The organism is Rhizobium sp. CIAT894, assembly GCF_000172795.2.
Taxonomy (GTDB): domain Bacteria; phylum Pseudomonadota; class Alphaproteobacteria; order Rhizobiales; family Rhizobiaceae; genus Rhizobium.
This window is the reverse complement of sequence record NZ_CP020951.1, coordinates 547,349-560,456: the sequence shown is the minus strand read 5'-3', so window position 1 is coordinate 560,456 and position 13,108 is coordinate 547,349. Positions and strand designations below refer to the sequence as shown.

The following is a 13,108-nucleotide window of genomic DNA, read 5'->3' as shown; positions in this document are numbered from 1 at the left end:
TCATCCGGTTTTCCTCGCTACCGGGCCATTTGCCCGCATCAGCGCCATCAGCATCGGACCGAGCGAGAATTCGCCGCGCTCCGCCCGCCGTGTGAGATCACGCAGATAGCCGCCGGCCGAGTTGATATGACCGCCCCTTTCCAGAATGCAGGCGATCACCGTGGCGGCGTTTTCCGGCCCCATGACGTCGCAGGCCAGCTGATAGGCACTCGGGCTGACGCCAAGCATCGATCGGACGATGACGGCTGCGGCCATCAGATCCCGCCAGCTGCCGATCCCGCCGCCCGGCCCGTAAGCGACGATCTCCGGGCAAGCCTGCAGCACCATGGCAAGCGGGAAGGATTTCGGCGGCTCCCGCCACGGCCGCGGTTCGTCCTCCGGCTTTGCGCCCTGCTTCGGTTCGAAGCTTGGTTCAAGTTCAGATTGGGGGTGTGGGTTTGAATTATGTATGTGCCGACCGTTTTGGCTGTCATTGGCGTCTGTTTTTTCTGTTTTCGTCTTCAATTCCAGCGTCTTGACGATCATTTCACGGAAGGCTTCGAGATCGGCCAGCAGGCTTTGCATCTCGGCGGCCGACGGGCGGCGCGGCAGGCTGGCGGACAGCAGATTGAAATGCCGCTGCATCTCGATCCATTCGCCGGCAATCTGCTCTTCCAGCGCGATCTCGATGAGCTTGGTTATATCCCGCCGGCAAAGCGTCAGCCGCTCCCGCAGGCGCTTCCATTCGAGCTTGGCAGCCATCACCTCGGCCGCCTGCCCCTCGATCTCGCGGGCGCGGACAAGGAGAGGTGCCAGGCTGAAGCCGAAGGCCTCTCCAAGCCCGCCCTCGCCGTTGCGACGGGCAAAACGTTTGCCGTTCGGGCTGTCCCTGCGGATGATCAGCCCCGCCTCCACCAGCATCGCCAGGTTCCGCCGCAGCGTCGTGCCGGCCATGCCATGCGTGCGCAGCGACAATTGCTCGTTCGAGGGAAAGACGACGAAGCCATTGGCCTCGGCAATCTCGTTCTTCGGGTAGAAGGTCAACAGCGCGTTGAGAACCGCGAGCGCACGATCTGATACGCCGACGAGCTCCTTTGCTTCGCAGAGCGAACGAAAGATCTTCCACTTGTCGACCGATGCTTCCGGATCGACCCTGCTGGCATTTTCCTGGCTTGCCAGCATGCCAAGCGTCATCGATCGCCGCCCAAAGGGCGTCGATACATATTGAGGCTCCATGTCCCTCACCTTTTTTCAAGGCAAAAGAAACCTACCACCCAAAAGGATGCCGAAGACGCTTGACAGTGATTCGAGGAAGTGCGATTCTCAGATTGTCCAGATATGAGAAAGGCTTCCGCGGCGGCAACGTTCGGAGGCTTTTTTCTTTTGCGGCCTACTCTCCTGCTTGCAACTTGCCGGCCCGATAGGCTTCGTAAAGCTCATCGAGGCGACGTGAAATGTAAGCGCCGAAATCCGGCGCGTCGCCGGTTTTCAACGCGATCGTGAAGGAATTGCCGGCGCTCTTGATTCGGCCGGCAATCTTGCCGCCGGTCTTCGGCTTCCAGTCATATTCCGTGGCTTCGGGCTTGGCCTCTTTCCTGGCGAGCTCGGCAACCAACAGCTCGAAACGGCGGTCGCTCTCTTCGGCTCGGAAATTTTGCGAGGCAATAAGCTTCGCTAGCCGGGCGGCCGTCAGCCCGTTCCAGTCCTGGGCAAGCGCCATCCACCTGCGCCGTCCGATGCCCGGCGCGGCGCCGACCGACCTGACGATCTCGGCCGGAATGGCTTTTGCCACGGATAGCAGCTTCGACAGCTCGGTTTTGTCGGTCGACAGCGCCTTCATGATCACCGGCCGCTCGAAGCCCTTGAGCTCGAGATTGAAGGCAAAGACGGCACGCTCGATATAGGAAAGATTGCGCCGCGCCGAATTTTCGATGCCCTGCGCGATGACGACATCGGTATCGTCGAGCTGACGAACGATCGCCTGCACCTTGCGCCCGAGCAGCTTGATGGCCTGCAGCCGGCGATGGCCGTAGGCGATCTGATAGCGCTCCTCGTCATCGGGATGACGGCGGACGAGGATCGGCACTTCCTGGCCGTTCTCGGCAATCGACTGCACCAGCTCGTCCTCGATATCGAGCTGATCGGCAAGGCGGTCGCGGACGAAGGAGGAATCGATCAGATCCGGGTCGAGTTCGACGATGCGTTCGCCGGAGAGCAAGGCGGCTTCCATCGCCCTGCTCTCTTCCTCCATGCGCCCGAGGGTCAGCGCCATCGTCCGCACCGGCCCGGCCGATCCGCGTAAAGACGTCTCCTCGTAGTTGGCCGCGGCCAACTCCTGCGCCGTATCGTCGAACAGGCCTTTCAGGCGATCGCGTCTGCTCATGTGCGGCCCCAGGCTTTGTGAATGCCGGCGAGAACCTCGCCATTGGCGGCATTGACCGATTCCAGCGCCCGATCATAGGTCGAGCGCCGCACCTGCCCCTTCTCGATTTCAAAAAGCGTCTGCTTTGTCAGGCCGGCATCGGCGATCGCCGTCGATTTGAGAATGGTCGCCGTCAACACGTCGTCGCCGAAGAGGCTGCGCAGCAACGCAACGATCTGCGACTGCGGCGCATCGAAAGGCTCGTGACGGGTGACGATGTATTTGATGAAATCATGCTGCAGATCGCCGCCGGCCTTGCGCACCACGGAGAGCAGATCCGAAGTCATCAGCAGGAATTGCGACATGGAGGCGACATCGACCATCTGCGGATGGATGGTGATCAGCAGCGACGTGGCGGCGCAGACGGCGCCGAGCGTGAGGTAACCGAGCTGCGGCGGGCAGTCGATCACCACGACGTCGTAATTGGCCTCGACCTCGGCGATGGCAACGCCGACGCGGCGGAAGAACAGTTCCGCCGGCCTCTGGCGATCGTTGAGCGCCCGCGGCGTCTCATGTTCGAATTCCATCAGTTCGAGATTGCCCGGCACCAGATCGAGCCCGTCGAAATAGGTCTTGCGGACGATGTCCTTCAGCGGCTTGCGGCCGGCATCGTAGCGGATGGCGCCATAGAGCGTATCGCCGTCGGCAAGATCGAATTCCGGCTGGACGCCAAGCATGGAAGACAGCGAGGCCTGCGGATCGAGATCGATGGCGAGCACCCGGTAACCCTCCAGCGCCAGATACTGCGCCAGATAAAGCGTCGTCGTCGTCTTGGCCGAGCCGCCCTTGAAATTGGTGACGGCAACCGTCTGCAGCTTCTCGCCGGGGCGCCGCCAGGGCAGATAGCTGAGCGCGTCCTTCGGCTTGAGCTTTGCCATATAATGGCGCAATTCGTTGATCTGGCCGAGCGTATAGGAGCGCCGGCCGTTCTGGGAAAGCTCCGGCTGCGGGCCTTTGCCGTCGAGCGAAAGCTGACGAAGATAACCGTCGGAAACGCCGATCATCTGCGCCGCCTCGCCGGAGGAGAATGTGCGCAGCGTCTTCTGCGCGAGCGGCGGGAACAGCTTGTCGCGGAGGAGCTTCAACTGCCGCGAAAGCTGGTTCGCATGCCGCTCGATCCGCACATCTGTCGTCGATACGCTAATGTTGTCCAAAACACCCAATCCTTTTCGATGCGCTTTTCTGTCAATATAGCGTCAAAAAGCGTATCGAAAGTGACACGATTCGGGATTTGCAGCAAGAATAGGGCTCCGGCGCGTCCACAGGCTCGGTTGGCCGCGGCCAACTCGCTGCTGCGCCCTTGCGGCGAGCCGGCTTTTTCGGCAAGACCGCCAGGAATCACGGGAGTATCGGCTTGAGGCACATCCTTATCATCGGCATCGGCACGGGCAACCCGGAGCACGTCACCATACAGGCGATCAATGCGATGAACGCAGCCGATGCGATCTTCCTGCCGGTCAAGGGCGCCGACAAGGAAGAGCTCGCCGCGGTTCGGCGTGACATCTGCGAACGCTACATCACCCGGCCAGACGTCAGTATTTCAGAATTCGAGGTGCCGCAAAGGCAGACGGCGGATAGAAGCTACGCACAAAGCGTCGACGCCTGGCACGGCGAGATCGCCCGCATCTATCAAGAGCTGATCTCCAGCCTCCCGGATAATGGCAGCGGCGCCTTTCTCGTCTGGGGCGATCCCAGTCTCTACGACAGCACGATCCGTATCGTCGAACGCGTGCGGCAGGTAGGCATCTTGGATTTCGATTACAGTGTCATTCCCGGCATCACCAGCATCCAGGCCCTGGCGGCCAGTCACAAAATCCCGGTCAACCTTGTCGGCAAGCCAATCGAGATCACCACCGGGCGCAGATTGGCGCAGGACGGGCTCCAGGCGGCTTCGACGGTCGTCATGCTCGACGGCGAACAGGCCTTTGCGAAAATCGACGATCCCGATGCCGAGATCTTCTGGGGTGCCTATCTCGGCACCGGGGATGAGATCGTCAGATCCGGACGGCTCGGCGATATCGCCGCCGACATTCTGACCCTGAGGGCGGAGGCCAGGCAACGGCACGGCTGGATCATGGACATCTATCTCCTTCGCAAGGGGCAGGATTTCGAGGAATAGCCGGCCAGAACCGTTTCCATCATGTTTTGCCGCACCGGCTGCGATCATGTAAGACATGGTCAGAGGATTGAGCATGGGCATTGAGGCCGTCACAGTAATCGACAGGACAGGCGAGACAGATCGGCACGGTCGCCCCACGGCGAAAATCCGTGCCCGCGGCGCCTGCCCTGCCCTTGCCGCGCCGATGCCGACCGGCGACGGCCTGCTGGTGCGGCTGCGACCGTCTGGCGGCGCCTTGACGCTGTCGCAATTTTCAAGCCTCGCCCGCGCCGCTGCGGCGCACGGAAACGGCATTCTCGAGATCACCGCGCGCGGCAATCTGCAGATCCGCGGGCTGCGGGCCGACACCGTCGGCCGGCTCGCTGCCGATATCGATGCCGCCGGGATCACCGTGCCGGATGGACCGACGATCGAGATCTCGCCGCTGCACGGCATCGACCCGGAAGAGACAAGCGATCCGGCGGCAATGGAACTGGCCTTGCGCGGCACGCTCCGCGATCGCCTCGCCTCGCCGCGGCTTGCGCCGAAACTGTCGGTCGTCGTCGATGGCGGTGGAGCATTCAATCTGTCGGCACTTTCCGCCGATATCCGTCTCGTCGCCTTGTCTGACGCCGATTGGCTTGTCGCGATCAATGGCGATGACGAGACGGCAACGCCCGTGGCGATCGGTCCTGCGGCGGCGGCGATATCGGCCGTCGGCGAAATTCTGAGCCTGCTGGCAGCGCTCGGACAGGGCAGGCGGGCACGGCATATCGATCCGGCGCTTCTGCGGGCACGTTTTCCCGCTGCGGATAACCTTCGCGCCGCTCCGTCACCTGCAGTAAGCATGCCGCTTTCCGGCCTGCATCGGCTAACAGACGGCAAAACGGTACTTGGCATCAGGCCGGAATTCGGACAGATGCGGGCAGCCGACCTGACCGCCTTCATCGATCTCGCCAGCGCCCATGGCGCAACCGCCATCCGGTTTGCACCCGGCCGCGGTTTCTTCCTCATCGGGCTGCCCGCAAATACAGTGCCGGCTATGCAGATCGCAGCGGCCGGGCATGGTTTCAGCGCGCAGGCCGGCGAGCGCAGCGAACATATCGCCGCCTGTGCCGGCGCCGGCGCCTGTGGCTCTGCCTTCTATGAGACGAGGGCGCTGGCGCGCCGCATCCTTGTCGCGGCACCCGCCCTCTTCGACGGTTCGCTGACGCTGCATCTCTCCGGCTGCGCCAAGGGCTGCGCCCATGCCCGGCCGGCGCTGACCCTTTCGGGCACGGCCGAAGGTTACGACCTCATCCTCAACGGATCGGCAGGGGATCGCCCGGATGAACGGATCGCTGGCGGTCGGATCGATTTCGCTATAGAGAGGCTCGCCCGGTCCATCGAAGACAACAGAAGCGCTGGCGAATCGGCTGCCGCCTGCCTTACACGGCTTGGCGCAACCGGCGTTTTAGAGGCGCTGCGACAGGAATAAGAATGCCAGACTACGATTATATCCGCAGCGGCGACGCGATCTACGAGCGTTCCTTTGCGATCATCCGCGCCGAGGCCGATCTCTCGCGCTTCAGCGAAGAGCAGGCCGAAATCGCCGTGCGCATGATCCATGCCTGCGGGCTGGTCGAGGCGGCGGAGCATTTCGTCTTCTCCGCCGACGTCGTGGATGCGGCGCGCGCCGCGCTGAAGGCCGGGGCGCCGATCTTCTGCGACGCGGAAATGGTCTCGCACGGTGTGACCCGGGCGCGGTTGCCGGCGCTGAATGAGGTGATCTGCACGCTGCGCGATCCCGCCACGCCGGAACTGGCGCGCGAGACCGGCAATACGCGATCGGCCGCCGCCATGCATCTCTGGCTCGACCGGCTCGGCGGCAGCGTCGTTGCGATCGGCAATGCGCCGACCGCGCTCTTCCATCTGCTCGAACTCCTGCGCGACGGCGCCCCGAAACCCGCAGCGATCCTCGGCATGCCTGTCGGCTTTGTCGGCGCGGCCGAATCGAAGGATGCGCTGGCCGAGAATTCCTATGGCGTACCCTTTGCCATCGTGCGCGGCCGGCTCGGCGGCAGCGCCATGACGGCGGCTGCCATCAACGCACTGGCGAGGCCGGGCCTATGACGACACCAGGCCGTCTCATCGGCGTCGGCACCGGTCCCGGCGACCCGGAACTTTTGACCCTCAAGGCCGTCCGCGCCATCGAAGGCGCCGACGCGATTGCCTATTTCGCCAAGCAGGGCAGGGGGGGCAATGGCAAGGCGATCGTCGAGCCGCTGTTGAAACCCGGCATAACGCTGCTGCCGCTCTATTATCCCGTCACCACCGAGATCGACAAGAACGACGAAAGCTACCGGAGCCTGATCACGGAGTTCTATGATCGCTCCGCCCAGGCCGTCGCCGGCCATCTCGATGCCGGGCGGACGGTCGCCGTGCTCAGCGAAGGCGATCCGCTGTTCTACGGCTCCTATATGCACCTGCATGTCAGGCTTTCCCAGCGCTACCCGACGGAAGTGATCCCCGGCATCAGCGCCATGTCGGGCTGCTGGTCGCTGGCCGGCCTGCCGATCGTTCAGGGCGACGACGTGCTTTCCGTACTGCCGGGTACTATGGCGGAGACCGAGCTGACCCGCCGTCTTGCCGATACGCAGGCCGCCGTCATCATGAAGGTCGGCCGCAACCTGCCGAAGATCCGTCGCGCCCTGGCGGCGGCCGGCCGGCTTACCGAAGCCGTCTATGTCGAACGCGGCACCATGGCGAATGCCGCGATGGAAAAGCTTGCCGACAGGACCGAGGGCGACGCGCCATATTTTTCGCTCGTGCTGGTGCCGGGCTGGGAGGGCAGCCGATGAGCGGCCGGCTTTTCGTGATCGGCACCGGTCCCGGCAATCCCGAGCAGATGACGCCGGAGGCGCTGGCCGTCGTCGATCAGGCAACGGATTTCTTCGGTTACGGACCGTATCTCGACAGGCTGCAGCTGCGCCACGATCAGCTGCGCCATGCCTCGGACAATCGCGAAGAGCTGAGCAGGGCCGGAGCGGCACTCTCGATGGCGGCTGACGGCGCCAAGGTCTGCGTCGTCTCCGGCGGCGACCCCGGCGTCTTCGCCATGGCGGCGGCCGTCTGCGAAGCGATCGAGAATGGGCCGGCGGCTTGGCGCGCGGTCGATCTCACCATCCTGCCCGGCATCACGGCGATGCTGGCGGTGGCGGCAAGGGCCGGCGCACCGCTTGGCCACGATTTCTGCGCCATCTCGCTGTCAGACAATCTAAAGCCTTGGAATATAATCGAAAAACGCCTGGAGCTGGCGGCGAAGGCAGGCTTTGTCATAGCCCTTTACAATCCGATCAGCCGGGCGCGGCCCTGGCAGCTCGGCGACGCCTTCAAGCTGTTGCGCGACCATCTGCCCGCAACAACGCCGGTTATTTTCGGCCGCGCGGCCGGACGACCGGATGAGCGCATCGCGGTACAGCCGCTGGCGCAGGCCGATGCCACGATAGCCGATATGGCGACCTGTATCATCATCGGCTCGGCCGAGACGCGCATCGTCACGCGGCCGGGCCGGCCGGATCTCGTCTATACCCCGCGTTTCATGGCGGAGGGGAAGAGGTGATCGATCGCCGCCAGCGCCGCCTCGACAGTGTCGACCGTCCTGACGGTGGACGCCGCCGCGCGTGCCACCATCAGCACCTCGATGCCGAGCAGGCGGGCTGCCTCGATCTTCGCATAGGTGGCGGTCCCACCGCTGTTCTTGGCAATGATGACGTCGATGCCGTGCTGCTTCAGCAAGGCGCTTTCGCCTTCCAGCGTGAACGGGCCGCGATCAATCACATAGTCGACATTGGCAAGCGCCGCGGGCGGTTCGACGGGATCGACGCTGCGGATGAGATAGTGATGTTGCGGCGCCGCTTCCGCATGATGCGCGCCCTGCCGGCCCGTCGCCAGGAAGACATGGCGAGGGGAGGGGCCGAGCGCTGCGATGGCAGCCGGAATGCTCCGCACGTCGCGCCAGCGGTCGCCCGGCAGGCGCTGCCATTCCGGACGGCGCAGAGCGATTGCGGTTATACCGGTCGCCTCGGCCGCAAAGGCGGCATTGGCGGAAATCCGCTCGGCGAAGGGATGCGTGGCGTCGATCAGCAGATCATATCCGCCGGCCTTCAGAAAATCGGCCAGCGCCGCAGCGCCACCGAAGCCGCCGATGCGAACCGGAACCGGCTGCGCGGCCGGTTTTTCGGTGCGGCCGGCCAGCGACAGAAGAACATCGCAATCTCCCCGCGCCGCGAGCGCCTCGGCAAGCAGCCGCGCTTCGCCGGTGCCGCCGAGGATCAGGATGCGAGGTCTTCCCATGTCTGATCTTTCTCCTGCCTCAAGCCCGCGCTGGCTGACTATTATCGGCATCGGCGAAGATGGTCCAGAAGGGCTCGGCGAAGAGGCGAGGCGGCTGATCGCCACCGCGCCTGCCGTCTTCGGCGGCGCGCGGCACCATGCGCTTGCCGCCTCGCTGATATCAGGCGAGACGTTTTCCTGGCAGAGCCCGTTCGAGCGCTCGATCGATGCCATCCTCCAAAGGCGCGGCACGCCCGTCGTCGTGCTCGCCTCCGGCGATCCGTTTCTCTACGGCGTCGGCGCAACGCTTTCCCGCCACGTGGCGGCGGCAGAGATGCGCACCATCCCCGCGCCCTCGGCCTTCAGCCTTGCCGCCTCGCGCCTGGGTTGGCCACTGCAGCATGCCACTGCGATTTCGCTGCATGGCAGGCCGATCGACCTGATCCGGCCGCATCTGCATCCCGGGCGGCGCATCATCGCCTTGACCTCGGACGAGAAGGGGCCGCGCGAACTCGCAACTTTGCTTGCCGCAACCGGCTTCGGTCAGTCGCAACTGACCGTGCTCGAGGCGCTTGGCGGCGATCGGGAACGGCAGAGAAGCGTCGTGGCGGCGGATTTCGATCTTGTGGACATCGATCCCCTCAACGTCTGCGCCCTTGAGATCGCGGCAGGGGAGGGGGCTCGCATTCTGCCTTTCAGCCCCGGGCTCGAGGATGATCTCTTCGAGCATGACGGACAGATCACCAAGCGCGAAATCCGGGCGATGACGCTGTCGGCGCTCGCGCCGCGTCACGGTGAGCTGCTCTGGGATATCGGCGCCGGTTCGGGATCGATCGGCATCGAATGGATGCTGGCCGATCCCAGCGTGAAGGCGATCGCCATCGAGCAGTCGCCGGAGCGGGCCGCCCGCATCGCCCGAAACGCATCGGCCTTCGGCGTGCCGCATCTTGCCGTCATCGAAGGCGCGGCGCCCGCCGCGCTGGCGGGCTTGCCGCAACCCGACACGATCTTCCTCGGCGGCGGCGGCAGCGAGCCTGGCGTCATCGATGCCGCGATTGCCGCGCTGAAACAGGGAGGGCGGTTGGTCGCCAACGCCGTGACGCTGGAGATGGAAGCCGTGCTGCTCGCAGAACACGCAAAAGGCGGCGGCTCGCTGACACGCATCGAAATATCGCGCGCCGCGCCTGTCGGCGGCATGAGCGGCTGGCGGCCGGCCATGCCGGTAACGCAGTGGCGCTGGACGAAAGGATAACGGCATGAAGGTGCATTTCATCGGCGCGGGGCCAGGGGCTGCGGATCTGATCACGGTGCGCGGCCGCGATCTCATCGCCCAATGCCCGGTCTGCCTCTATGCCGGCTCGATCGTCTCGCCGGAACTGCTGCAATATTGCCCGGCGGATGCGCGCATCGTCGATACCGCGCCGATGTCGCTCGACGAGATCGAGGCGGAATATCTCAGTGCCGCTGCGGCTGGCCAGGATGTCGCCCGGCTGCATTCCGGCGATCTCTCGGTCTGGAGCGCGGTCGCGGAGCAGGTGCGCCGGCTTGAGAAACACGGCATTGCCTATACGATGACGCCTGGTGTGCCGGCCTTTGCCGCCGCAGCCTCGGTGCTCGGGCGCGAGTTGACCATCCCGGCCGTCGCCCAAAGCGTGGTGCTCACCCGCGTTTCCGGCCGGGCGTCACCGATGCCGAATGACGAGACGCTCGCCAAATTCGGCGCGACGGGCGCCACACTGGCGATCCATCTGGCAATCCATGCGCTGAAGCAGGTGGTGGAGGAATTGACGCCGCTTTACGGCGCCGATTGCCCGGTCGCCATCGTCGTCAAGGCCTCCTGGCCGGACGAGCGCATCCTGCGCGGTAGGCTCTCCGATATCGAGGAGAAAGTCGCGGCCGAACCGATCGAACGCACGGCGATCATCTTCGTCGGCCCGTCGCTCGCAGCGGCGGATTTCCGCGAGAGCTCGCTCTACGACCCGGCCTATCAGCGCCGGTTCAGGGGCCGGGAATAATTTCAAAAAATGGCCGCGCTGGTGCGCGACCTCTCGGAGCCCAATAACAGGCGAGCCTGCTCGCCCTCGGTTTGTTGACAAGCCTGCAAAACCCGCGGCGTCATCCTCGGCCTTGTGCCGAGGATGACGCCGGTCCAATTAAGTACCTGAAAAGAAAAGTTTTCCTGTCAACCAACAGCAGTGGTCAGATGCTCGGCACAAGGCCGAGCATAACAGAGGAGATTTTGTCTCAGACCCGCGCGGTCAGATACTCCATGCTGGCGCGAAGCACGCCGGCCGGGTCCTTGACCGCATGCACCTCGGCCGCGAAGGGCTCGAAGGAGAACGGGCCGTTATAGCCCGCCTGCAGCAGCGCCTTGATCTGCCCGGCATTGTCGAGCCGGTCGTCGGCGCCGACGAGCACACGATGGGAATCGCGCATGTCGGCAACGGAAACGGCAGGGTCGCTGACGCCGGAAATGTGCACAAGACCGGCAAGCTCCGGGAAGGTCGCGGCTTCGCCGGCAAGATGATGGTGGAAAGTGTCGTGGACGAGTTTGAAGGTCGATTGTGCGCCGAGCTCCCTGATCGCCTCGGCCGCCTCGGTCTTCGAGCGCAGCGAGCAGATCTCGAAACCGAGCGGCTCGACCAGGCCAGTGATGCCGGCTTTTTCAAGCATCGGCTTCAGCGCCGACAGAGACTGGCGCAGATTGGCCTGCCGTTCGCCGTCGGCGCAGCCGGTGCCGTCGTTCTTCGGAACGAGGACCAGCGCCTTGGCGCCGCAGGCGCTCGCATAATCGATCAATTCCTGCGCTTCCCGAGCGCGGGCTTCATTCCATTCGTTGAAACGCTGCAGGGCGTTGATCGAGATGATCGTCAGCCCGTGGCGGGCGGCGGCCTCTCTGATCGCTTCCGGTTTGGTGCCGTCGAGAATGGCATTGCCGGAAAGGTCGTTGCGGATCTCGACCGCATCGATGCCGAGCGACTTTGCCAGCGCGAAGAAATCATCGATAGCGAGCGACGGCGCGGCCATATGGTTGAGCGCAAAGCGGATCGAAGTCATGACGGATTCTCCTCCTCGTCTCCGCGACATCAGCGGAGCGGTTCCTCGTGAATGGGTGAGCGAATCTCTATCGGAATTCCCAGGGCAATCCATCCGTCATCACCAGCGCCGGCTCTCATTCCTGATAGAATTTCGGCGATAATGATAGAATCCCATCATTCCTCAGATATTCTCTGAAAGGTAGATGTCGAAGGGCAGGAAAGACTGACCGGGGATGGCGGCTTCGCTGTTCTCGATCGCATCCTTCATCAGGACCATCAATTCCTGACAGAGCCCGGGCAGGGGAGTGCCGATCGCCATGGCGACGATGTCATCGGCAAGACCTGCCTTGCTGTCGGGCGTAAGTTCGTTGACCACCAGCACCACCTTGCCGCCAAGGCTTTCTTCGCGGAACGCCGAGATTGCCCCTTCCATGCCGCCGCCGCAGATATAAAGCCCGACAAGGTCGGGATGTTTCTGCAGCAATGTCAACGTCGCCTCATGCGTGATCTCGGGCGTATCCAGGTTGATCAGTGTGTCGATCACGTCAAATTCGGGCGCATTTTCGCGGAAATAGGAGCGGAAGCCGATTTCCCGCAGTTCATGACCATGGAAACGATGACTGCCGACGAAACAGGCGACCTTCCCCGGCTTGCGCGCCGTCCGCGCGATCAGCCAGGCGGCGGTGCGGCCGACCTTGCGGTTGTTGACGCCGATGTAACCGGTGCGTACGCCCGACGCGAAATCGGAGAGCAGCGAGAAGACCGGGACGCCTTTTTCTTTCAACTCCTCGATAGCGGCCGTGACCGCCGGGTAGTCAGGCGCCACCAGGGCAACCGCCTGGTTGCGCGCGCCGAGAGCTTTGAGTTTCTCGACGATCGCAGCCGGCGTGGCGGCGGAGGGAAAGTCGATCTGCGTCTGAATGCGGGCGTTCGTGACCGCCCGCGCCGCCGCTTCGATCTCGCGGGCGAACGCCTGATAGAACTGCTGCGTCGGCTTCTGCAGCAGAAAGGCGAGCTTGTATTGCGGCAGATCCTCGAAGACGCGCTGCCGGATGAGGCCGACGGCATGATAGCCGATCTCCTGCGCCGCGTCATAAACCCGCCGCGCCGTTTCCTCCCGCACGCGGTGGCGGGCGTTGAGAACCCGGTCGACGGTGGCAACGCTGACGCCGGAGGCGCGGGCAAGATCGGATATGGTGGGACGGCGCATGAGTTTTCCTGATGGATTCGATCATTTCTGCAAGCCACTTCTGATGG

At 63.9% G+C, this 13,108-nt stretch carries 13 protein-coding genes; 7 read left to right on the top strand and 6 right to left on the bottom strand.

The features are described 5' to 3' along the window. The 3 genes from repC to repA all read right to left on the bottom strand — a co-directional run bounded on the left by repC (nt 1) and on the right by repA (nt 3,555). A complete protein-coding gene (gene repC / locus RHEC894_RS28950) occupies nt 1-1,215 on the bottom strand; it encodes a plasmid replication protein RepC (protein ID WP_085740117.1) in 1,215 nt (404 codons plus the stop codon). A 154-nt stretch (nt 1,216-1,369) separates the two neighbouring features. Beyond that, nucleotides 1,370-2,362, bottom strand: coding sequence for a plasmid partitioning protein RepB (gene repB, locus RHEC894_RS28945; protein WP_010068840.1), 993 nt, complete (start codon nt 2,360-2,362; stop codon nt 1,370-1,372). After that, a complete protein-coding gene (repA, locus tag RHEC894_RS28940) occupies nt 2,359-3,555 on the bottom strand; it encodes a plasmid partitioning protein RepA (protein WP_085740116.1) in 1,197 nt (398 codons plus the stop codon). The genes repB and repA overlap by 4 nt, the downstream gene beginning before the upstream one ends. Before the next feature lie 200 nt (nt 3,556-3,755). Between repA and cobF the strand changes: the two genes are divergently transcribed. From cobF to RHEC894_RS28910, 5 genes are all read left to right on the top strand, one after another. Continuing rightward, nucleotides 3,756-4,520 (top strand): precorrin-6A synthase (deacetylating), encoded by a 765-nt coding sequence (cobF, locus tag RHEC894_RS28930; protein WP_085740114.1) that lies wholly within the window; start codon nt 3,756-3,758, stop codon nt 4,518-4,520. Between the two features lie 73 nt (nt 4,521-4,593). After that, the gene (gene cobG / locus RHEC894_RS28925) at nt 4,594-5,976 is read left to right on the top strand and encodes a precorrin-3B synthase (RefSeq protein WP_085740113.1); all 1,383 of its coding nucleotides are present in this window, start codon (nt 4,594-4,596) and stop codon (nt 5,974-5,976) included. 2 nt (nt 5,977-5,978) lie between these two features. Next, complete coding sequence (locus tag RHEC894_RS28920; RefSeq protein WP_085740112.1) at nt 5,979-6,611, top strand: precorrin-8X methylmutase; 633 nt, start codon at nt 5,979-5,981, stop codon at nt 6,609-6,611. Continuing rightward, on the top strand, nt 6,608-7,339 hold the full coding sequence (locus tag RHEC894_RS28915) for a precorrin-2 C(20)-methyltransferase (RefSeq protein WP_085740111.1): 732 nt from the start codon (nt 6,608-6,610) through the stop codon (nt 7,337-7,339). Before RHEC894_RS28920 ends, RHEC894_RS28915 begins: the two co-directional genes overlap by 4 nt. After that, the gene (locus RHEC894_RS28910; RefSeq protein ID WP_085740110.1) at nt 7,336-8,100 is read left to right on the top strand and encodes a precorrin-3B C(17)-methyltransferase; all 765 of its coding nucleotides are present in this window, start codon (nt 7,336-7,338) and stop codon (nt 8,098-8,100) included. Before RHEC894_RS28915 ends, RHEC894_RS28910 begins: the two co-directional genes overlap by 4 nt. Here RHEC894_RS28910 and RHEC894_RS28905 read toward each other — a convergent pair. Then, nucleotides 8,064-8,834, bottom strand: a complete 771-nt coding sequence (locus tag RHEC894_RS28905; RefSeq protein WP_085740109.1) for a cobalt-precorrin-6A reductase — start codon at nt 8,832-8,834, stop codon at nt 8,064-8,066. The genes RHEC894_RS28910 and RHEC894_RS28905 overlap by 37 nt on opposite strands. Here RHEC894_RS28905 and cbiE point away from each other — a divergent pair. Further along, a complete protein-coding gene (gene cbiE / locus RHEC894_RS28900) occupies nt 8,833-10,065 on the top strand; it encodes a precorrin-6y C5,15-methyltransferase (decarboxylating) subunit CbiE (RefSeq protein WP_085740108.1) in 1,233 nt (410 codons plus the stop codon). The genes RHEC894_RS28905 and cbiE overlap by 2 nt on opposite strands. Before the next feature lie 4 nt (nt 10,066-10,069). Beyond that, nucleotides 10,070-10,828 carry a precorrin-4 C(11)-methyltransferase gene (cobM, locus tag RHEC894_RS28895; protein WP_085740107.1) on the top strand — a complete coding sequence of 253 codons (759 nt, stop codon included), beginning with the start codon at nt 10,070-10,072 and terminating at the stop codon, nt 10,826-10,828. Nucleotides 10,829-11,057: 229 nt separating this feature from the next. Here cobM and RHEC894_RS28890 read toward each other — a convergent pair whose 3' ends face one another. Next, entirely contained in the window at nt 11,058-11,870 is an 813-nt protein-coding gene (locus RHEC894_RS28890; protein WP_085740106.1) for a TIM barrel protein, read from the bottom strand. 162 nt (nt 11,871-12,032) lie between these two features. Then, the gene (locus tag RHEC894_RS28885; protein ID WP_085740105.1) at nt 12,033-13,061 is read right to left on the bottom strand and encodes a LacI family DNA-binding transcriptional regulator; all 1,029 of its coding nucleotides are present in this window, start codon (nt 13,059-13,061) and stop codon (nt 12,033-12,035) included. Nucleotides 13,062-13,108: the final 47 nt, after the last annotated feature.